The sequence below is a fragment of the Variovorax sp. KBS0712 genome (assembly GCF_006323185.2).
Lineage (GTDB): Bacteria > Pseudomonadota > Gammaproteobacteria > Burkholderiales > Burkholderiaceae_C > Variovorax > Variovorax boronicumulans.
Map to the genome: position 1 here is coordinate 639,614 of NZ_VCCD02000003.1, position 18,803 is coordinate 658,416.

Below are 18,803 nucleotides of genomic sequence, written 5' to 3' on the forward strand. Positions count from 1 at the left end.
TGCGCAGCGAAATCAAGGGGGAGGCCGTAGGCCGGAGGACATTCGCGGAGCAAGGTACCGCGTCGGCGGGAGCGTCGCCCTGAACTACGCCCTTACGGCAGCGGCCCTGTGTTCGCCGTGCTCAACGGCAGCTGAGACACCTCGGCCAGCAGCAAGGCCAACTGCTGCGCGGCCGCATCGATCACCGCCTGACCCTTCTCGGCCGTGGCCGCTGCGGCATTGCCGGCCGCCCCCTGCGCGTTGTAGTCCTCCATGGCCCAGCCGAGCTTGGCGCTCTTGCCGTTGCCGAGGATCGCGCAGTCGGCCGCGCGCTGCTCCGAGGTGGAACTGAAATCCTTCGCCTCGCCCATGCGCACCAGCGCGGGCGTCAGCGCCAGCATCATCGAGGTCTCGATCTCGCCCGCGTGCACGCCGAAGCGGTGCTCGCGGGCGCTGAACTGCGCGTTCGCATCGCCCAGCGGCAGGTTGAACCAGCTCACGCTGTAGACGATCAGGCCGTGCGCGGCGCGCAGCTCGCGCGCCACGATGTCCATCGCGCCCACATGGCCGCCGTGGGCGTTGAACAGCACCAGCTTCTTCACGCCGGCGCGCGCCACGCCCGCGCCGATCTCGTTCCACATGCGGATCAGCGTTTCGGCCGAGAAGGTGAGCGTGCCCGCGAAGCGCGCGTGCTCGGGGCTCAGGCCGATCTGCTGGGTCGGCAGGAACAGCGCCGGCAGTTCCGGCGGCAGCAGCGGCAGCGCGGCGGCCACGATGCCGTCGGCCAGCACGGTGTCCACGCCCAGCGGCAGGTGCGGGCCGTGCTGCTCGGTCGCGCCCAGCGGCAGCACCGCCACCGTGGTCGCCGCGTCGAGCGCGGCGAAGTCGCGCGTCGTCAACTGGGACCAGAAACGGGGCCAACGGGGCGAAGAGACCGGAAGTGCGTTCATGCCGCGATCTTAGGACGGGGCCATGGGCGGCGCATGGGGCAACACTTGCATACAACTTGCCAACATCGGATGAATTGATCGCGAATCTGTTCACGATTAGTTCTCATCTTTCCCGATGTTCGGTCCTATTGTTTACAAATTGGCCTAGAGTCCCTTTTCACGAACTTTCCGCCACGGCTTGTCACGGCCCAGGAGAGTTCACGCAAAAGGGAGTAGCGTGTCCATCCATCCACAAAAAAATGGAGGCACCGTCGTTGCCGGGCGCAAAGTCGCGCCCTTCAAGGCATTGCCTCACCATCTCGCACGAGCCGTGCGGGGTTTGCCGCCGATCGTGTGCGTGCTGGTCTTCGGAAGCAGCACCGCGTACGCGGAATCCACTGTCGCGCCCTCGCCGGCCGCCCCCCTGGGCAGCGCGCTGGCGTATGACGCTTCGCAGCACGACGCCCTCATCGTCGCGCGCCGTGCCGGTCGCATCACGCCGGCCCAAGCCCTGCAACAGCTGCGCCAATGGCTGGAGGCGCCCCTGGCCGACGACCAACGCCGGCGCGTGGCGTCCGACGCCATCGCGATCGCGGTGGCCGACGGCCGCTTCGCCGACGCGGTGGCCGTGGGCCGCCAGGTGCCGCCCGGCGAGCTGGGCGACTACGCGCTCGGCCCGCTGGCCGGCGCCGCGCGGCGCACGGGCGACATCGCACTGCAAGGCAACACCGTCAAGGTCTGGCGCGCGCGCCAGCCGGCCGCCCGCGAACCGCGCATCCACAAAGCCTTCTGGCGGCTGGCCAGCGGCGACACGGCGGGCGCGCAAACCCTCTACCGCGCACTCGCACAGCCCGCGCCCACCGAGGTCGCCGACCGCGTCGCGCTGCTCGACCTGCGCGCCGCACTGGCGCGTGCGCAGGGCCAGCCCTTCCAGGCGCTCACGGCCTACGGCGAGATCTCCGCGCTGCAACCCACGCGCCGCGATGCGCAGCGCGACGCCGACTTCCTGCTGGCCGAGTACGGCGGTGCCACCGCTGCGTTCGAGGACGCGCAGGCGGCCGAACGCAAGCAGCCCGGCAGCCTCGCGCCGCTGACGCTCGCCCTGCTCGAACAGCAGGCACTGGCGCAGCAACTGCGCTGGGCCGTGAAGGCGCGCGACCAGCGCCTGGGCGCGGCGCGCGTCACCGACCTCGACAAGGTGCTGGCCGCCCAGAGTGCCGCGCTGGCCCGCGTCGACACCGCGCTCGCGCAGGCCGCCCCGCCGGACGCCGACACCTGGCGCACGCTGCGCACGCGGCTGCAGTCCGACCGCATGATGGCGCTGCTGGAGCGCGGCCGCCCCGCCGACACCATCGCGCTGTACGACAGCCTGCGTGCCGACGGCACCGCGTTGCCGCCGTACGCACTGGGCACCGCCGCCCGCGCGCTGGCGCAGGAGCGCCGCTCGGCCGATGCCGTGCCGCTGTTCGAGAAGGCGGTCGTCGACCTGCCGATGCCCGACAGCCTGCACTTCGGCCTGGTCTACGCCTACCTGGACACCGGCCGCTTCGACGACGCCGAGGCGCTGCTCCAGCGCATCGAAAGCGCCACGCCCGTGCTGATGCGGCTGGCGCCGGAAGCCGGCCGCCCCAACGACCAGTTCTCCGAAGTGAGCGGCCTGGGTGCGCTGCTGCAGCTTTACGGCGACCGCCCGAAGATCGCGCAGCCGCGCTTCAACACGCTCACGCAGGAAGCCCCGCTCAACGCGGGCTACGCCTACGGCGCCGCGCTCACCGAGCGGTTGCGCGAGCACCCCGAGGCGGCCGTGGCGCGTTTCGAGGCGCTGAGCGCCGACCACCCCGACGACCTGAGCGTGCGCACCGGCCATGTCGAGGCGCTGCTCGACGCCGACGAATTCCGCGCGGCCCGCATCCGTGCCGAGTCGCTCGAGGCCGATGCGCCCGACGCCGCCGAAGTGCGCGAGATGGCGCGCAAGCGCCGCTCGCTGGTCGGCCCGCAGCTCGAGATCGATGCCGAAGGTTCGCGCGGCGGCGGCACGCTGGCCAGCCGCGAATGGCGCGTCGACAGCCGGCTCAGCTCCGGCCTCATCGGCGACGCATGGCGCGTGTTCTACGCGCAGACGCTGGGCCGCGGCTACACCTCCGAAGGCACGGCCCAGTGGGCGCGCGGCGGCATCGGCGCAAGCTGGCAGCAAGGCCGCTGGCTGGCCGAAGGCGTGCTGCAGCATGCGAACAGCGGGCGCTACCGCAACAGCGTGGCCGGCCGCGTCGACTACCGCGCCAGCGACGCCTGGCGCCTGTCGGCCACCTACGACGGCGACAGCAAGGAGCTGCCCTGGAAGGCCCGCGCCGTGCCCTTCGGCGCGCAGGCCATCGGCGCGCGCGAGTTCGGCGCCAGCGCGGCCTACGTCGTCAACGAGTCGCGCCGCTTCGACCTGCAATGGCGCCGGCTCGACTTCAGCGACGGCAACCTGCGCGACGGCCTCGACTTCGGCTGGCGCGAGCGCTGGGTCAGCACGCCGCGCTTCCAGATCGAGACGCGGCTGGGCGTCGATGCCAGCCGCAGCCGCCTGCAGGACGTGCGCTACTTCAGCCCCTCGCGCGACGCCAGCGCGCAGCTGTCGGTGCGCGGCCAGTGGCTCACCTGGAAAAGCGACGACCGCCAGTTCTTCCAGGTGCTGGAACTCGGCGGCGGCAGCTACCAGCAGGCCGGCTTCGGCAGCGGCCCGCTGTGGAACGTGCGCTACGAGCACCGCTGGGCCCTGGGCCAGAAGCTCACGCTGCGCTACGGCCTGACCTTCGGCAGCCACCCCTACGACGGCGTGCGCGAAAAACAGCGCGGCGTGTTCCTGAACCTTTCGATGCCCCTGCAGTGATGTCCGTGATGCAAGCCCCCACCTTCTTCCTCCGGCTGCGCGCGGCCCTGCTCGGGCTGCTGCTGGCGACGGCGTTGCCTGTACTGGCGGCGCCGGTGCTGCCCGCCGACCCCGACAACGGCGTCGACTTCCGCGTGATCTCGTTCCACGACGTGCGCCCCAACGTGCGCGCCAGCTTCGAGACCTCGCCCGACGAAACCGCCATCGACGAGCGCACGCTCGCCGAAGTGTTCGCCTGGCTGCGCCACAGCGGCTACCACCCGGTCAGCCTGCAGCAGATCATCGATGCGCGCAAAGGCGGCAAGCCGCTGCCCTCGCAGCCCGTGCTGCTGACCTTCGACGACGGCTACCGCAGCGCCTACACGCACGTGTTCCCGCTGCTCCAACGCTTCAACTACCCCGCGCTGTTCGCGCTCGTGACGAGCTGGCTCGAGGTGCCCGAAGGACAGCCCGTGCACTGGGGCGACAAGCCCGCGCCGCGCGAGAACTTCCTGCTGTGGCGCGAAGCCGCCGAGATGGCGCGCTCGCCGCTGGTCGAGTTCGCGAGCCACACCGACGCGATGCACACCGGCATCCAAGCCAACCCGCAGGGCAACATGCTGCCCGCCGCGGCCACGCACCGCTACGACCCGACGACCGGCCGCTACGAGGACGACGCCGCCTACCTGCGCCGCATCGAGACCGACCTGCGCCGCAGCCGCGAACTGATCGAAAAGCGCACCGGCGCCAAGGTGCGCGCCACCGTATGGCCCTACGGCGCCTACAACACGCCCGCGCTGGAAGCCTCGGCGCGCGTGGGCATGCCGATCACCTTCACGCTCGACGACGGCGCGAACACGAAGGAGATTCCGCTCAGCCGCATCCGCCGCGCGCTGGCCGCCTACGACAACGAGGCGCCCGACTACGTGCAGATGCTGCGCAGCCCGGTGGGCGGCGAGGTGCGCCCGATCAACCGCGTGATGCACGTCGACCTGGACTACGTGTACGACGCCGACCCGGCCCAGCAGGAGCGCAACCTCTCGGCGCTGATCGAGCGCGTGGCCGCCGTGCGCCCGCGCTCGGTGTTCCTGCAGGCCTATGCCGACCCCGACGGCGACGGCGTGGCCGACGCGCTGTACTTTCCCAACCGCCACCTGCCGATGCGCGCCGACCTGTTCGCCCGCGCCGCCTGGCAGCTGCGCAGCCGCACCGGCGTGAAGGTCTACGCCTGGATGCCCGTCACGGCCTACCGGCTGCCGGCGTCGAACCCGCTGGCCACGCACACGGTGCGCACGCTCAAGGGCGACGCGCCGGCCGACCGCTACCACCGGCTCTCGCCCTTCGACCCGGCCGTGCGCACGCTGGTCGGCGACCTGTACGAAGACCTGGGTCGCCACACCTTCTTCGAGGGCCTGCTGTTCCACGACGACGCCATGCTCTCGGACGACGAGGACGCCAGCCCCGCCGCGCTCGACACCTACCGCCGCTGGGGCCTGCCGGCCGACGTGGCCGCGCTGCGCGCCGACCCCGCGCTCATGGCCCGCTGGACCGCCGCCAAGACCCGCTACCTGATCGACTTCACGCACGAACTCGCGGCACGCGTCGGCACCTGGCGCCCCGCGCTGGAGACGGCGCGCAACCTCTACGCGCGCCCGGTGCTGGAGCCGCAGGCCGAGCAATGGTTTGCCCAAAACTATGAAGCCTCGCTTGCCGCCTACGACTACGTCGGCCTGATGGCCATGCCGCGCATGGAGCAGGAGGCCCGCACCCCAGCCGACAGCGACGCCTGGCTGGGCCGCCTGGCGCAGCGCGCGGCCGCCACGCCGCACGGCCTGGACCGCACCGTGTTCGAGCTGCAGGCGCGCGACTGGCGCACCGGGAAACCCGTGGCCGACGCCGAGCTCACGCGCCAGTGGACCTTGCTGCAGCGCGCCGGCGTGCGCCACCTGGGCTACTACCCCGACGACTTCCTGAACAACCAGCCCTCGCTGGAGACCGTGCGCCGCGCGATCTCGGTGCGTTCGCTGCTGTCGCGCGCCCCCCGGCGCAACCACGACGCCGCCACGCTGCCGCCTGAAGGAGGGAAGCCCCGATGAACACGCTCCAGATGCTGGTGGACCTGATTCCGCCGGTGCTCTTCGGCTTCGTCTTCTACTACCCGTTCTTCATGGCGTGGGTGTGGATCGCGGGCGGCCTCTCGCACGCGTGGTCGTTCGAGCGCAAGCGCGACGTCGAGGTCGACCCGCTGCCGCTGCTGCCCTCGCAGCCGCTCGTGACCGTGGTCGTGCCCTGCTTCAACGAGGCGCCGCACCTGCGCGAAGTGATCGAGCAGCTCATGCGCACGCGCTACCCGAACTACGAGGTGATCGCCGTCAACGACGGCAGCACCGACGGCACCGGCGAGCTGCTCGACGAGATGACGCAGGAGTTCAGCCGCCTGCGCGTGATCCACAACGCCAGCAACCAGGGCAAGGCCGTGGGCCTGAACACCGCCTGCCAGCTGGCGCGCGGCGAGTACATCCTGGGCATCGACGGCGACGCGCTGGTCGACCCCAACGCCATCGCCTGGATGCTCAAGCGCATGCTGGCCTCGGATCGCATCGGCGCCGTCACCGGCAACCCGCGCATCCGCACGCGCACCACGCTGCTGGGGCGCATGCAGGTGGGCGAGTTCTCGTCGATCATCGGCCTCATCAAGCGCTCGCAGCAACTCATCGGCACGCTGTTCACGGTGTCGGGCGTGCTGGCCATGTTCCGCCGCCGCGCCGTGCTCGAGGTGGGCTTCTGGAGCCCCGACGTGCTCACCGAGGACATCGACATGAGCTGGAAGCTCCAGCTCGCCGGCTGGCGCCTGCGCTTCGAGCCGCGCGCACTGTGCTGGATCCTCATGCCCGAGACCCTGCGCGGCCTGTGGAAGCAGCGCCTGCGCTGGGCCGTCGGCGGCATCCAGACCATGCTGCGCATCACGCCGTCCATCCTGCGCCTGCGCAGCTGGCGCCTGTGGCTCATCTACAGCGAGTACATGGTGAGCGTGGTGTGGGCCTATGCGATGGCGCTGGTGCTGCTGATCAGCTTCATCCGCCCCTTCCTGCCGCACGAGTCGGCCTGGCATTCGGCGCTGCTGCCGCACTGGCAGGGCACGCTGCTGGCCATGACCTGCATCCTGCAGATGCTGCTGAGCCTGTGGATCGACCGTCGCTACGACCGCGACCTCATGCGCTATTTCGCCGGAACGATCTGGTACCCGATCGCGTTCTGGACGATCACGATGGCCACCACGGTGGTCGCCCTTCCCAACGCTCTGATGCGTCGTCGCGGCAAGCGCGCGGTGTGGACGAGCCCTGACCGAGGAGTTTCTTCTGATGCATCCTGAGAACCCGCTCTCTTCGCCGGCGCTGCACGAAGCCCCGCCGCCCCGCACCCGTTCGTGGGGCCAACCCGCGGTGGACGAACCCATCATCGACGCCGCGCGCATTCCATTGCACGCCTTCGGCAATGGCCGTTCGCCGGCGCGCACCCTGGCCATGTACCTGTGGCTGCGCGTGCTGCGCCCGGCGATCACGGTCGCGATCTGGTTCTGCGCCATCTGGTACGCCTGGCCCTACGTGATGGGCGCGCGCTCCCAGCCCGAGGTGCTTCAGCTGCTGGGCCTGTACGCCATCGTCATCGGCGTGATCCTCGCCTCGATGCTGATCATGGGCCCGCTGCGCCGCCGCCAGCACCGCAGCGAGACGCCGCCGGAGAAGGAACAGTCGTCGCTGTTCGCGCTGGCGTCGTACATCGAAGTCGCGCCCGCGCGCCTGTCGACCTGGCAGCGCACGCGCCAGCTGCTGGCGCACCACGACCACCACGGCCAGCTGCGCGACGCCACCGACACCGCGCCGGCCGCGCTGGAAGAAGAAGCACCAGCGAAGCGCCGCAAGGCCTGACGCGCACAGGGCAACCGACGCGGCCTTTCGGCCGCGTCGCTGCAGGGGTTTCGGGGCGGTGATTCAATCGCGCGGCGGCAGCGCCGCAGACAGATTCACCTTCTTCCAAGGACCCCGACATGGACCTCCAGCTCCAGGACCAGCACGTTCTCATCACCGGCGGCAGCAAGGGCATCGGCTTGGCCTGCGCGCTGGGCTTCCTGCGCGAAGGCGCGCGCGTGAGCCTGGTCTCGCGCGACCTGCAGAACCTGCAGCAGGGCCAGCAGTCGCTGATCGCCGCGTTCCCGCAAGCCGAAGGCCGCGTCAGCCTGCACGCCGCCGACCTCAAGAACCCCGCCAGCGCCGTCGCCGCCCTCGACGCCGCCGAACAGGCCTTCGGCCCCGTCGACGTGCTCGTCAACTCGGCAGGCGCCGCGCGCCGCACCCCGCCCGACGAGCTCACGCCCGCCGCGTGGCACGACGCGATGGACGCCAAGTACTTCACCTACATCCACATGATCGACCCGGTCGTGAAGCGCATGGGCACGCGCGGCCGCGGCGCCATCGTCAACGTGATCGGCCAGGGCGGCAAAGTTGCGAGCCCCGTCCACATGGCCGGCGGTGCCGCCAACGCCGCGCTCATGCTCGTGAGCGCCGGCATGGCCGCCGCCTACGCCGCCAAAGGCGTGCGCGTGAACGCCGTGAACCCCGGCCTCACGCTGACCGCGCGGCTGCAGGAAGGCATGAAGGCCGACGCCAAGCTGCAGGGCATCGACACCGACGAAGCGCTGGAGCGCGCCACCGCACGCCTGCCGCTGGGCCGCATCGCGACGCCCGAGGAAGTCGCCAACACCGTGCTCTTCCTGGCGTCGCCGAAGGCAAGCTATGTGACCGGCGCGATCGTGGCGATGGATGGGGCGGTGACGCCCATGATCTGACCTTTGCAAGACCTCGGTCGTTCAGCGCCCGACACGAGGCATGCACGGAAATCGCGCCTCCCGCCCATCACCGCTTTGGCGGGGTCAGTTCCAGGGGGTTTGCCGGCAGGGACGCTCGCTTCTTTTGTTGCTCGGCGGACGCAGGCTGTTCGGGCACCTTGCATTCATGGTCCGCAAAAGGGCCTGCCTGTTTGATCCAGTCCGGGCTCATCTGCCATTGCAGGCACATGCTCTGGCCGGTTTGCTGGTTCTTGAAAAGGTAGAAGCCTCCCGACGGTTGAGCCACGACCGCCGCAGCGGCGAAAAGGAACCCGAACGAAAGAAGCCCGAGGCGAAACGGAGATGGGAATTTCATGGTTGCACTCCTGAATGTGAGGAAGATCATGGCGCTGTACTGCTCGTCAGCGTTTCGGCGACGGCAAACACCAGGTTGCGAGATTGCGCGACGATGGCGTCCCGGTAGCTCTCGAATGTGGCATCGGTGATCGCACCACCGCTGCCTGCTCCGAACATGGTCATGACCGGCGTATGAATGTGGCCAGCGGGAATCTGGAGCCTGTAAAAGTCCCGCAGCAACGTGTTTCGATAGGCGCTCTCGTTCGACAGGTAGGTCCCGCCGCTCCCGGAGAACGCGCAATTGGTTTCAATCGGGCTGATCTCCGGGACAACAGGAAGATTGAGCGCAGCAACAGCCTTCTTATAGTCTTCCAGGATCCTCATCCGCTCGCTCACCGTCGTCGCCACCGCCCAAGCCGCTTCGAACGCGTCCTTAAGCGGTTTCGTGCGCAGGTCGTTCTCTTCTTGCAGCGCTTGCGAATCGGCTGCGGCCTTGGTGCAAAGCCTGATGCTGTATTGGTCATTGCGTCGAACGCCCCATCCTCCTGTTTTCTTGGTGGCGGGATTGACGATCCCCTGTCCCGTCTGGGCATCGATCATTTTCTGGAACGGCAACGATGCTTGTGTGAATTGCGGCGGACTGTCGCGCAGCCAGGGCTTGGACTCATGCCCCATCCAGCGGGCGGTTGGATGGATGTCGCAGTCCGCCGCGGCGGGATACCCTCCTGCCTCCTTGCAAGGCGGGTACGTGTCGTCGTTTCCGGGGATCGTTGCCAGGTGATAGCGGCCGTTGAAATGCTCGAGATCGAACGCGTCGCGTCCCTGGCTCATGGTGATCGATGCGTCGACGCGCTTGGGCCCTGGCTTGAACCAGGGCCCCAGAGTGTCCTCCTGCATGCCCTCCATGAACGGCCCATAGTTGACCGGCAGGATGAAGGTGCGGATGACCGCCTTGGAGCCATCGGGCAATGTACGGGTGGCGCCGTCCAACGAGAGGATGGTGGCCCCGGACGGATTGCCGATGCGGACGTTGGAGTTGCTGACGGCGTCCGGGTTTCCCAAAGTGAACGGATCGAATCCGCTGACGAGAATGCGCTTGACGCCCGGCCCCTCCGGAAAGTCGATCGCGTATTGCCCGCGGGAAGCGCGCTCGAACTCGCGCTCCAGCGCGGCGCGCTGCCCCTCGTCCAGCGTGAAGTCGGGTCTCCATTGGCGCAAGGCCTTCGTCATGGTGAGCCGGGCCCAGTAGCGCATGCGATCGTCGCTCTTGGACAGCGGGCCCTCTACCACGCGTCCTTGCACACGGTCCAGTGCGGCCTGCCACAGTTTCTGCCCCTCACGCCGGAGCAAGACGACAGCCTCGTCGTAGCTGGCAGCGCCTGACAAGCCGTCCTTGCAAAGCGTTTCGGCAAATGCCGGACCGAACTTGTCGAAGCCGCTGGCCTTCAGCAATTGTTCGGAGAAGCTCAACGCATCGCTGGGCAGGAGCTTGTTGGGCAAGCGCCTCTCTTCGTACGAAGCCGGCACGGTGGTGTCGACGGCGCAGCGCGCGGTGCGCGACGGCTGCGGAGCCTCCGGGTCCACGACAGGAGGCGGCGCAGGATCGGCGGTCGCCGGCGCGACGGTGGGCAGCGGAAAGATCGGGGACTGGCCCCCACCTCCGTCGCCGCCGCCACAGCCGGCGACAACGACCCCAACGAGACCGGAGATCGCGAGCAGTTGGAGTGGCGTGCGAGTTTTTCTTTTCATGATGTGTACAGCGTGTGTTGATTCATGGGCGCGCAAATGCGGCAAGTGAAGACGTCGTTTTCTCCCTGAAAGGATCGACATCGCTCTTGCAGAACCGAGAGAAATGAACTCGTCGGACACACGGTCACCGCTCCTTGCCCATGACGAGGTCCGGAAGCATCGTCACGATGCCCGGGAAGAGCGTGATCAGCGCGATGCACAGCACGAGGCAGAAGAAGAACGGAATCGCGGCCTTGGCGATCACGTTGCTGTCCTTGCCCGTCATGTTCTGCAGCACGAACAGGTTGAAGCCCACGGGCGGCGTGACCTCGGCGATCTCGACCAGCAGCACGATGAAGATGCCGAACCAGACCAGGTCGAAGCCCGCCTTCTGGATCATCGGCAGCACCACGGCGCTGGTCAGCACGATCATCGAGATGCCGTCCAGCGCCGTGCCCAGCACCAGGTACACCACCACCAGCGCACCGATGAGCGCATAGGGCGACAGGTGCATGCTGTCGACCCACTCGGCCAGCTCGCGCGGGATGCCGGTGAAGGCCATGGTCTTGGTCAGGAACGCGGCCCCGGCCAGGATGAACATGATCATGCAGCTGGTGCGCGTGGCGCCCATGATCCCGTCCTTGAAGTTCTGCCAGGTGAGGCTGCGCCCGTAGGCTGCGATGGCCAGCGAGCCCAGCACCCCGAAGGCCGCGCACTCGGTGGCTGTGGCCCAGCCGGCCACCAGCACCCAGACGATGAACACGATCAGCAGCGCGCAGGGAATGAGGTTGCCCGACAGCCGGATCTTCTGCATGAAGGTGGTGGGCGGGTCGGCTGGCGGCACCTGGTCCGGATGGCGCAGGCTCCACCAGCCGATGTAGCCCGAGAACAGCAGCATCAGCAGGAAGCCCGGCAGGAAGCCGGCCAGGAAGATGCGGATGATGGACGCGTCGGCCGCCACCGCGTACACCACCATGGTGATCGAGGGCGGGATCAGGATGCCCAGCGTGCCGGCGGTGGCCAGCGAGCCGATGGCCAGCTTCTCGTTGTAGCCGCGGCGCTTGAGCTCGGGCAGCGCCACCTTGGCGATGGTGGCGCAGGTGGCCGCCGAGGAGCCCGAGACCGAGCCGAACACGCCGCAGCCCAGGATGGTGGTGTGCATGAGCCGGCCGGGCACGCGGTTGAGCCACGGGCGCAGGCCCTCGAACATCTCTTCGCTGAGCTTGGTGCGGAACAGGATCTCGCCCATCCAGATGAACAGCGGCAGCGCCGCCAGCTCCCAGCTCGCGTTGCTTTCCCAGAAGGCCGAGAACAGGTTCTTGCCGGGCAGGGTGTTGGTGAAGAAGGCCTGGCCAACCCAGCCGACGATGGCCAGGGTCATGGCGATCCAGACGCCGCCGGCGAGCAGGAGAAGCATGATGGCGAGCAAGAACGCGCCCATGAGCAGTGTTTCGAGCATGGAGAGCGTTCAGACGTCGGAAGAAAAATCGCCGGCGGCGTGCCGCTCTTCGATGGCGCGCTGGTAGCTGGGCTTCTCGCCGCACACCACGCCCACCAGTTCGTCGAGCATGGCGATCAAGAGGATCCAGCAGCCGATCACGAAGCTCGACTGCGGAATCCAGATGGGAATGACCACCAACCCCGTGGCCATCTCCGCGAACTCGTAGCTTTCGTACGTGAAGCTGGTGGCCCAGTAGGTCAGGTAAGCCACCGACACCGCCGCGATCAGCAGGCACATCACGTCCAGCACGCGCCGCACTTTCAGCGGCACCGCGTCCAGCAGCAGCGTCACGCGCACGCAGTCACCATGCCGGAAGGCATGCGCCATCGCCAGGAAGGCAGCGGCTGCGCACAGCCAGGCCACGATGTCGTTGAGCCCGCTCACGTGCCAGTTCATCTGGCGGCCCACGCCGGCCACGATCATCAGCACGAAGATCAGGAAGACGCAGGACGCACCCAGGGCGCCTGCACCGTCGTACAGGCGGTCAAGAAAGCGGCGCATGGCGGCTTACTTCTTCTTGTAGGCGTCGACGATGGCGGCGCCATCGGCACCGGCGGCCTTGAGCCAGTCGGCCTGCATGATGCCGCCGACCTGGCGCATGTCGGTGTCCAGCTTGGGCGAAGGCTTGTGCACCTTCATGCCGCGCTCGGCGAGCAGGCGCTTGTACTCATCGTTCTTCTCCTGCGCGACCTTCCAGCCGCGCACCTCGGCGTCGGCCGCGGCCTTGGTCACGGCGGCCTTGCCGGCGGCGTCGAGCGCATCGAAGGCCTTGGCGTTCACGAGGATCGCGTTCTTCGGAATCCAGGCCTGCGTGTCGTAGAAGTTCTTGATGTGCTCAAAGGTCTTGGTGTCGTAGCCGGTGGAGCCCGAGCTCATGTAGCTCTCGATCACGCCGGTGGCCATCGCTGCGCTCAGTTCGGCCTGCTGTATCTGCACGGGCTGCGCGCCGATGAGCTCGGCGATCTTGGCCGTGGCCGGGCTGTAGGCACGCCATTTGATGCCGCGCAGATCGGCCACCGAGCCGATCTCCTTCTTGGTGTAGATGCCTTGGGGCGCCCACGGCACCACGAACAGCACCTTGATGCCTTGCGCGGCCAGCAGCTTGTCCATCGCGGGTTTGGAGGCGTCGTAGAGCTTGCGGGCTTCGGGGTACGTGGTGGCCAGGAAGGGCACGCCGTCCAGCGCATAGATCGGGTTCTCGTTGGCGTAGTTGGCCAGCAGGATCTCGCCGGCCTGGGCCTGGCCGCTTTGCACGGCGCGCTTGATCTCGGGCGCCTTGAACAGCGACGCGTTGGCATGCACCGTGATCTTCAGCTTGCCGCCGGTGGCCGCGTCCACGTCCTTCGCGAACTGCGTGATGTTCTCGGTGTGGTAGTTGGTCGCGGGGTAGGCGGTGGGCAGGTCCCACTTGGTCTGGGCCACCGCAAGCGTTGCAGCGCATGAGAGCGCGGCGGCAATGAAAGACGTTCTGAGCATGGGAGGAATCCCCTTCCAACGGAGTGAAGCTGCCAAGTGACGCGACACGGCGATGCGCCCTGTCGATGTGCAATCCTCGAATCCGAACCGGATCTGATCGAAAAATTGTTGAACAATTATTCGTCGATCGAAGGGCAATACAACCTATTGATTACCCCGAACCGTGAAGGTGGGGAAGTACATGGAGACGTACAGAAAAGTACATCTCGGTGACAGGCCCGTGCGGTAGGGCCTGGTCGATCAGGGGCCAGAAGCAGGCCTATCCGGCCAACAATCCCTCGAACTTCAACGCAAGAAAATCCACAAAGCCACGAACCCGAGCCGGCACAAACCGCCCACTAGGCAACAGCGCATGCAACGGATAAGGCTCCGTCTCCCAGTCAGGCAGCAGCCGCACAAGACGACCTTCCCGAATGTCATTACGGACATCCAAAGCGGACTTCAGCGAAATCCCATACCCCGCCACAGTCCACTCCCGCGCCAGCGAAGCATCATCCACACTCCGATCCCCATTCACCCGCACTTCCGTCCACTGCCCCAACTGCGCAAACCGCCACACCCGATGCCTTCGCCCACTCCGGTTGAACGTCAGGCAGTTGTGCTGCAGCAGGTCCTGCGGAACCCGAGGCAAGGGATGCCGACGCAGATAGTCCGGTGAGGCCGTCAGCACCGGATTCGTCAGCGCAAACGCCCGCGCCACCAGCCGCGAATCGGCCAGCGCCCCGTAGCGCAACGCCACATCCACCTCGTCGCGCATCACGTCCAGTGGCCGATCCCCGACAGAGAGCGACAACTGCACCCCCGGATGCAGCGCCAGGAACTCGTCGAACCACGGCAGCAAGGTGCTGCGCGTGAGGTCCGACGGCGAGGCCACCCGCAAGGTGCCGACGAGTTCGCCGCGATCCGCAGTGACCAGCGACTCCCCTTCATCCAGCAGCTCAAAAGCACGCACCGCATAGTCGAGCAGCGTCTGCCCCTGCGGCGTCAAGCGCATCGCCCGCGTCGAGCGCTCGAACAGTCGCGCCCCCAACTGCGCCTCCAGCCGCTTCAACGTCGCACTGGCCGCGGCGGGCGTGATCCCCAGCGCATGCCCCGCCGCCGTCAACGTGCCGCCACGCGCCGTCTGCACGAGCACCTGCAGGTCCGATATATTTTCAATCTTCATTTGAAAGTGTTGGTGATTCAGGCCACCTTATCAAACAGACGTTGTCATCCTACAGTCCAGCCATCGTTCAATAAAGAAGGTTTCTTCCCATGAAAGCCGTCGGCTACCACCAGTCCCTCCCCATCGACAACCCCGAATCGCTGCAGGACATCGAGCTCCCCGCCCCCGTGCCCGGCGCGCGCGACCTGCTGGTGCGCGTGAAGGCCGTGTCGGTCAACCCGGTCGACACCAAGGTCCGCAAGAACGCCGCTCCCGAGGCCGGCCAGGCCAAGGTGCTGGGCTGGGACGCAGTCGGCACCGTCGAAGCCATCGGCAGCGACGTGACCGGCTTCAAGGTCGGCGACCGCGTCTACTACGCAGGCTCCATCATTCGCCCCGGCGCCAATTCGGAGTTGCACGCGGTCGACGAGCGCATCGCCGCCCTCGCACCGAAGAGCCTCGACGACGCCCAGGCCGCCGCATTGCCACTGACCACCATCACCGCCTACGAGCTGCTGTTCGACCGCCTCCAGGTGCCCAAGGGCGGCGGCGAAGGCCAGACGCTGCTGATCACCGGCGGCGCGGGCGGCGTGGGCTCCATCCTCATCCAGCTCGCACGCCAGCTCACGAAGCTGCGCGTGGTCGCCACCGCCTCGCGCGCCGAAACGCGCGCATGGTGCCTGGCGCTCGGCGCGCACGTCGTCATCGACCATTCGAAGCCGCTCGCCGCCGAACTGAAGGCCGCCGGCATCGGCGAGGTCGACATGGTCGCCAGCCTCACGCAGACCGACCAGCACTACACGCAGCTCATCGAAAGCCTCAAGCCCCAGGGCCAGCTCGCCGTGATCGACGACATGAAGGTGCTCGACGCGATGCCGCTGAAGACCAAGTGCATCTCGCTGCACTGGGAAATGATGTTCACGCGCTCGCGCTTCACCACGCCCGACATCGCCGAGCAGGGCAAGCTGCTGGCCGAGGTGGCCGCGCTGGTCGACGCGGGCCGCATCCGCACCACGGCGAATGCGAGCTTCGGCACCATCAACGCCGCGAACCTGCGCAAGGCACATGCGCTCATCGAGAGCGGCAAGGCGCAGGGCAAAGTGGTGCTGGCCGGGTTCTGAGCACAATCGGTCGCATGACCGAAGAAAGCACACACCCGCCCCTCATCGAATTCGACACCCCGCGCCTGCGGGTGCGCCAATGGCGCGAGAGCGATCTCGCGCCATTTTTCGCGCTGGCCTGCGACCCGCAGGTGATGGAGTTCCTGCTGCCCTTGCCCACGCGCGCCGAGAGCGACGCAGCGGCCCACCGTGCCCGGGCGCTCATCGCGCAGAAGGGCTGGGGCTTCTGGGCTGTCGAGCGCAAGGACACGGGCGAATTCATCGGCTTCACCGGCCTGAACGTACCGATGGCCACGCTGCCTTTCTCGCCCTGCGTGGAGATCGGCTGGCGCCTGTCGCGCGCCAGCTGGGGCCAGGGCTTCGCGACCGAGGCCGCGCGCGGCGCGCTGCAGGTCGGCTTCGAACGGCTCGGGCTCGAAGAAATCGTGGCGTTCACCGCCAATGGCAACCTGCGCTCGGCCGCCGTGATGGCACGCATCGGCATGCACGAGGACGTGGCCGGCGCCTTCGAGCACCCGGCGGTGCCCGAAGGCCATGCGCTGCGCGGCCACCGGCTGTTCCGGATCGCCAGGCCGCAGCGCTGAAACGACCGCGCCTGGCTACTTCGCCTTCGACACGCGCCACACCGCGTTGCCCACGTCGTCCGCCACCAGCAGCGCGCCGCTCTTGTCGAGCGCCACGCCCACGGGCCGGCCGTGGGCCTTTTCGTCGGCGCTCAGAAAGCCCGTGAGGACGTCGACCGGCGGCCCGCTCGGCTTGCCGCCGATGAAGGGCACGAACACCACCTTGTAGCCCGACTTGGGCTTGCGGTTCCACGAGCCGTGCTCGCCGATGAAGGCGCCGTTCGCGAACTCGGGCGGCATGCCGCGCGCGTGCGAGAACACCAGCCCCAGCGGCGCGACGTGCGCGCCCAGCGCGTAGTCGGGCGCCAGCGCCTTGGCCACCCGCTCGGGCTGTTGCGGCGTGACGCGTGCATCGACCACGCCGCCCCAGTAGCTCCAGGGCCAGCCGTAGAAGGCGCCCTCTTTCACCGAGGTGAGGTAGTCGGGCACGAGGTCGCTGCCGATCTCGTCGCGCTCGTTCACCACGGTCCACAGCACGTTCGTCTCGGGCTCCCAGCCCAGGCCGTTGGGGTTGCGCAGGCCGCTGGCGAACAGGCGCTTCTCGCCGCTCTTTGCATCGACCTCCCAGATCGCGGCGCGGCCCTCTTCGGCCGCCATGCCGTTCTCGCCGATGTTGCTGTTGGAGCCGACCGTGACGTACAGCTTGCTGCCGTCGGCGCTGGCGATGACGTTCTTGGTCCAGTGGTGGTTGATACCGGCGGGCAGCGCCGTCACCATGGTGGGCGTGGCGCTGACCGAGGTCTGGCCCTCGGTGTAGGGCACCTTCACGAGCGCGTCGGCGTTGGCGATGAAGAGCTCGTTGCCGACCAGCGCCATGCCGTAGGGCGAGCTGAGGTTCGCCAGGAACACCTGCTTCACCTCGGCCAGGCCGTCGCCGTCGGCGTCGCGCAGCAGGGTGATGCGGTTGGCGCTGGGCACGCCGGCGCCCGCGCGGCCCATGACCTTGCCCATGACCCAGTTGCGCACCTTGGCGACCGGGCCGCCGGCGCCGCTGCCTTCGGGCTTGGGCGGCTTGTTGCTCTCGGCCACCAGCACGTCGCCGTTGGGCAGGGTGTAGACCCAGCGCGGGTGGTCCAGCCCGCGCGCCAGCGCCGTGACGCGCAGGCCTTCGGCGGGGGTGGGCGCGGCGGTGTCGGTCCAGCCGACGGCGGGCGCCACGTTGACGGTGGGGATCAGCGTCTTGTTCGGGTCGGCCAGCTGCGGCCGGGGGCCGGTCGTGAGCTCGGGCGCGAGCTTGGCGGTCTCGCCGCAACCGGCGACGAGCAGCACGGCGGCCACGGCCGCGGCGGACACAGCGAAGCGGACGGGAAGGTGCGGCGATGCGTTCATGCGGATTCCTTGCGCGGCGGGCGGCCGCAGACCGCCGGATCATGCGCAATCGCGCGGCGCGGGCGTGTCGGTCGTGGGCGCTTTCCGGCGTGCGCGCACCTCCTTCGCGCATCGTCGCTACCATCGCCGCATGACCGACGACCTGTTCCGCGCCGACGCCTACCTGCGCACCTGTGAAGCCCGCATCCTGCGCATCGACGACACCGGCATCGTGCTGGACCGCACCGTGTTCTATCCGCTGGGCGGCGGGCAGGCCGGCGACGCCGGCGTGCTGGTGCTCGCCGACGGCCGCGAAGTCGCCATCGCCGACACCCGCAAGGCCAAGGACGCCGAAGGCCAGCCGACCGCCGAATTCGTCCACGTGCCCGCGCCCGACCAGGCCGATCTGCTGGCCGCGCTGGCGCCCGGCGACACCGTCACCGCCCGCCTCGACTGGGAGCGCCGCCACCGGCTGATGCGCTTTCACACCGCCAGCCACCTGCTGTGCCACCTCGTGCCGGTGCCGGTGAACGGCTGCTCGATCACGCCCGAGTACGCGCGCATCGACTTCCACATCACCGACCCGCTCGACAAGGAAACGCTCACCGCGGGCCTTGCCAAGCTGGTCGAGGCCGCCCACCCGCTGACCGTGGGCGCCATCAGCGACGCCGAGCTCGACGCCAACCCCGCGCTGGTCAAGAGCATGAGCGTGCAGCCGCCGCGCGGCACGGGCACGGTGCGCACCATCCGCATCGGCGGCACGGGCGAAGACGGCAGCGCGCCGTCGATCGATTTCCAGCCCTGCGGCGGCACGCACGTGGCCAACACGGCGGAGATCGGCGCCATGGTCGTCACCAAGATCGAGAAGAAGAGCGCGACCACCCGGCGCGTGGTGCTGGGCTGGCCTTCGGCCACCGCAGCCTGAGCCTCGGGGAAGACCCGGCCCCCAGGAACTTCG

General features: G+C 68.4%; 16 protein-coding genes. 8 read left to right on the top strand and 8 right to left on the bottom strand.

The window, feature by feature from the left end; translation table 11 throughout:
- Nucleotides 1-92: 92 nt before the first annotated feature.
- The gene (locus tag FFI97_RS27775) at nucleotides 93-929 is read right to left on the bottom strand and encodes a creatininase family protein (RefSeq protein ID WP_070060276.1); all 837 of its coding nucleotides are present in this window, start codon (nucleotides 927-929) and stop codon (nucleotides 93-95) included.
- 310 nt (nucleotides 930-1,239) lie between these two features.
- Here FFI97_RS27775 and pgaA point away from each other — a divergent pair, with 310 nt between their 5' ends.
- The 5 genes from pgaA (at nucleotide 1,240) to FFI97_RS27800 (ending at nucleotide 8,608) form a co-directional block, all read left to right on the top strand.
- The gene (gene pgaA, locus FFI97_RS27780) at nucleotides 1,240-3,783 is read left to right on the top strand and encodes a poly-beta-1,6 N-acetyl-D-glucosamine export porin PgaA (protein WP_185993732.1); all 2,544 of its coding nucleotides are present in this window, start codon (nucleotides 1,240-1,242) and stop codon (nucleotides 3,781-3,783) included.
- Between the two features lie 8 nt (nucleotides 3,784-3,791).
- The gene (gene pgaB, locus FFI97_RS27785; RefSeq protein ID WP_139701502.1) at nucleotides 3,792-5,858 is read left to right on the top strand and encodes a poly-beta-1,6-N-acetyl-D-glucosamine N-deacetylase PgaB; all 2,067 of its coding nucleotides are present in this window, start codon (nucleotides 3,792-3,794) and stop codon (nucleotides 5,856-5,858) included.
- Entirely contained in the window at nucleotides 5,855-7,135 is a 1,281-nt protein-coding gene (gene pgaC / locus FFI97_RS27790) for a poly-beta-1,6-N-acetyl-D-glucosamine synthase (RefSeq protein WP_139701503.1), read from the top strand. Before pgaB ends, pgaC begins: the two co-directional genes overlap by 4 nt.
- The gene (locus FFI97_RS27795; protein WP_095743490.1) at nucleotides 7,125-7,691 is read left to right on the top strand and encodes a PgaD family protein; all 567 of its coding nucleotides are present in this window, start codon (nucleotides 7,125-7,127) and stop codon (nucleotides 7,689-7,691) included. The genes pgaC and FFI97_RS27795 overlap by 11 nt, the downstream gene beginning before the upstream one ends.
- 119 nt (nucleotides 7,692-7,810) lie before the next feature.
- Nucleotides 7,811-8,608 carry an SDR family oxidoreductase gene (locus FFI97_RS27800; protein ID WP_139701504.1) on the top strand — a complete coding sequence of 266 codons (798 nt, stop codon included), beginning with the start codon at nucleotides 7,811-7,813 and terminating at the stop codon, nucleotides 8,606-8,608.
- A 67-nt stretch (nucleotides 8,609-8,675) separates the two neighbouring features.
- On the opposite strand, the gene FFI97_RS27805 is transcribed toward FFI97_RS27800, so the two are convergent.
- From FFI97_RS27805 to FFI97_RS27830, 6 genes are all read right to left on the bottom strand, one after another.
- Nucleotides 8,676-8,963 (bottom strand): hypothetical protein, encoded by a 288-nt coding sequence (locus FFI97_RS27805; protein ID WP_139701505.1) that lies wholly within the window; start codon nucleotides 8,961-8,963, stop codon nucleotides 8,676-8,678.
- A gap of 26 nt (nucleotides 8,964-8,989) precedes the next feature.
- Entirely contained in the window at nucleotides 8,990-10,813 is a 1,824-nt protein-coding gene (locus FFI97_RS27810) for a hypothetical protein (RefSeq protein WP_260685205.1), read from the bottom strand.
- 4 nt (nucleotides 10,814-10,817) lie between these two features.
- Complete coding sequence (locus FFI97_RS27815; RefSeq protein ID WP_139701506.1) at nucleotides 10,818-12,131, bottom strand: TRAP transporter large permease; 1,314 nt, start codon at nucleotides 12,129-12,131, stop codon at nucleotides 10,818-10,820.
- A gap of 9 nt (nucleotides 12,132-12,140) precedes the next feature.
- Nucleotides 12,141-12,674 (bottom strand): TRAP transporter small permease, encoded by a 534-nt coding sequence (locus FFI97_RS27820; RefSeq protein WP_139701507.1) that lies wholly within the window; start codon nucleotides 12,672-12,674, stop codon nucleotides 12,141-12,143.
- A gap of 6 nt (nucleotides 12,675-12,680) precedes the next feature.
- Nucleotides 12,681-13,649, bottom strand: a complete 969-nt coding sequence (locus FFI97_RS27825) for a TRAP transporter substrate-binding protein (protein WP_139701508.1) — start codon at nucleotides 13,647-13,649, stop codon at nucleotides 12,681-12,683.
- Nucleotides 13,650-13,908: 259 nt separating this feature from the next.
- Nucleotides 13,909-14,814, bottom strand: coding sequence for a LysR family transcriptional regulator (locus tag FFI97_RS27830; RefSeq protein ID WP_139701509.1), 906 nt, complete (start codon nucleotides 14,812-14,814; stop codon nucleotides 13,909-13,911).
- A gap of 89 nt (nucleotides 14,815-14,903) precedes the next feature.
- Here FFI97_RS27830 and FFI97_RS27835 point away from each other — a divergent pair, with 89 nt between their 5' ends.
- On the top strand, nucleotides 14,904-15,914 hold the full coding sequence (locus tag FFI97_RS27835; RefSeq protein ID WP_139701510.1) for a zinc-binding alcohol dehydrogenase family protein: 1,011 nt from the start codon (nucleotides 14,904-14,906) through the stop codon (nucleotides 15,912-15,914).
- 14 nt (nucleotides 15,915-15,928) lie between these two features.
- The gene (locus FFI97_RS27840; protein ID WP_139701511.1) at nucleotides 15,929-16,498 is read left to right on the top strand and encodes a GNAT family N-acetyltransferase; all 570 of its coding nucleotides are present in this window, start codon (nucleotides 15,929-15,931) and stop codon (nucleotides 16,496-16,498) included.
- Between the two features lie 15 nt (nucleotides 16,499-16,513).
- On the opposite strand, the gene FFI97_RS27845 is transcribed toward FFI97_RS27840, so the two are convergent.
- Nucleotides 16,514-17,866 carry a PQQ-dependent sugar dehydrogenase gene (locus FFI97_RS27845; protein WP_139701512.1) on the bottom strand — a complete coding sequence of 451 codons (1,353 nt, stop codon included), beginning with the start codon at nucleotides 17,864-17,866 and terminating at the stop codon, nucleotides 16,514-16,516.
- Nucleotides 17,867-17,996: 130 nt separating this feature from the next.
- Between FFI97_RS27845 and FFI97_RS27850 the strand changes: the two genes are divergently transcribed.
- A complete protein-coding gene (locus FFI97_RS27850) occupies nucleotides 17,997-18,770 on the top strand; it encodes an alanyl-tRNA editing protein (RefSeq protein ID WP_139701513.1) in 774 nt (257 codons plus the stop codon).
- The last annotated feature ends 33 nt before the right edge of the window (nucleotides 18,771-18,803 follow it).